The sequence below is a fragment of the Pseudomonas sp. BF-B-15 genome (assembly GCF_019946675.1).
Taxonomy (GTDB): Bacteria; Pseudomonadota; Gammaproteobacteria; order Pseudomonadales; family Pseudomonadaceae; genus Aquipseudomonas; species Aquipseudomonas migulae.
On record NZ_JAGYFZ010000212.1, the window covers coordinates 1 to 1,475 of the forward strand.

Annotated in this window: 3 protein-coding genes; all 3 read right to left on the bottom strand. The window is 58.3% G+C overall.

The features are described from left to right. Positions 1-328 precede the first annotated feature (328 nt). Entirely contained in the window at positions 329-670 is a 342-nt protein-coding gene (locus KGA97_RS29405; RefSeq protein WP_008025459.1) for a potassium channel family protein, read from the bottom strand. Between the two features lie 91 nt (positions 671-761). Further along, positions 762-1,214 (bottom strand): hypothetical protein, encoded by a 453-nt coding sequence (locus KGA97_RS29410; RefSeq protein ID WP_008025457.1) that lies wholly within the window; start codon positions 1,212-1,214, stop codon positions 762-764. Positions 1,215-1,269: 55 nt separating this feature from the next. Beyond that, positions 1,270-1,475: ATP-binding protein (locus KGA97_RS29415; protein ID WP_263293540.1), on the bottom strand; the 206-nt coding region annotated here is incomplete at its 5' end.

Genomic DNA, 1,475 nt, shown 5'->3' on the forward strand with positions numbered 1-1,475 from the left:
GTGTGTCAGTCACCATCATTATTGACTGACATACCGCTATCGCGAGCAGGCTCGCTCCCACAGGGGTTGTGTGCAATGTTTGCACGTCTTATTTATCGCCACCGGTCACCCGCACCGCGATCTCGATCGCCCGCACGCTGATCGCCGCAAAGGCGGTCAGCGGGGTGGGTTGGGGGACGTAGATCTAAAAAACGACGAAAAAACCTGTGGGAGCGAGCCTGCTCGCGATGGACGTCAACGATAACGCGGGCTGTCTGGATGCCCGCGTTGTATGGACTTGCATCGCGAGCAGGCTCGCTCCTACAGGGGTTGTGTGTAGTGCTCCGCCTTATTTATCGCCATCGGTCACCCGCACCGCGATCTCGATCGCCCGCACGCTGATCGCCGCAAAGATCGCCGTGAGCAGCACGCCGTTGAACCCGAGCAATATTGCCAATATCCGCGAAACCGGCAACTTCGGCACGAGCTCGCCATAGCCGATGGTCAAGCCGGTCACGAAGCCGAAATAGATGCCGTCGAAAGGATCCCAACCTTCCAGGTAGCTGATGATCAGGCCGCACGTGACGATGACGATCAGCATGGTGGAAAGGATGGGCCAGACAACTCGAAGGTAATAGCCGACAGCTTTGTAGAACTCTCGGCGGATGTTCGACGTATTTGCAGGCTTCATGTCGTGGGTTTCCTGAGGGCGGCAGGCGAATTGACACTCATCAGCTTGGCACAAGTATTGGAAATCGATGCCGCGTCCCAGGATGTAATGGCTACTCGATCTGAATCGGCCCCTTGGTCCCGGCATCGCTGTCGGTCCAATAGTCCTCATTCTGCAACCGCCGATCGCCCTGAATCGTGAAGGTGAGTTTGCCCTGATGAAACTGCAGCGTGCCATCGGTGCGCTTGGCGTTTACCCGCTTGCCGTTGACCCAGACCTGCTCCTTGGCATCGATACGAATCGTCGCAACGGTCGCGCCGGCATCGCTCTTGGCGACCCATTGCCCGGCGTAAGGCGTCTGGGTATTTGTGCTGTCCGCCGCGGGGTTGGTGAAACCGGCCTTGGCGTTTTCCGCTTTGCTCTTGTGGATATCGCAGCCCTGAGTCTCGCTGACCTGGGTGCAACCGGATTGCTCAAGTTGTTTGCGGTACTTGTCGTTGATGGCATAGGCCGGGAGTTGCACCAACATCATGGTGGCCAATGCCGGCAGGATGATCCGTTTCATAGGTCCTCTCTTCTGAACAGCGCCTTCCCCAGCGCCCGCGAACTGCATGGATCTTTCACTGTAGTCCGAATCCTGTCCCCGGATGCACCGGCAAAACCACCAACGCCGCCAACCCGCCCTTCGACCGATTGCGCAGCTTCAGCTCGCCGCCGTGCTCCAACACAATCGCCCGTGCCGCCGATAACCCCAACCCTACCCCGCCCGTGCTTTTATTCCGCGACCCTTCCAGGCGAAAGAACGGCACAAACACTTGTTCAAGAC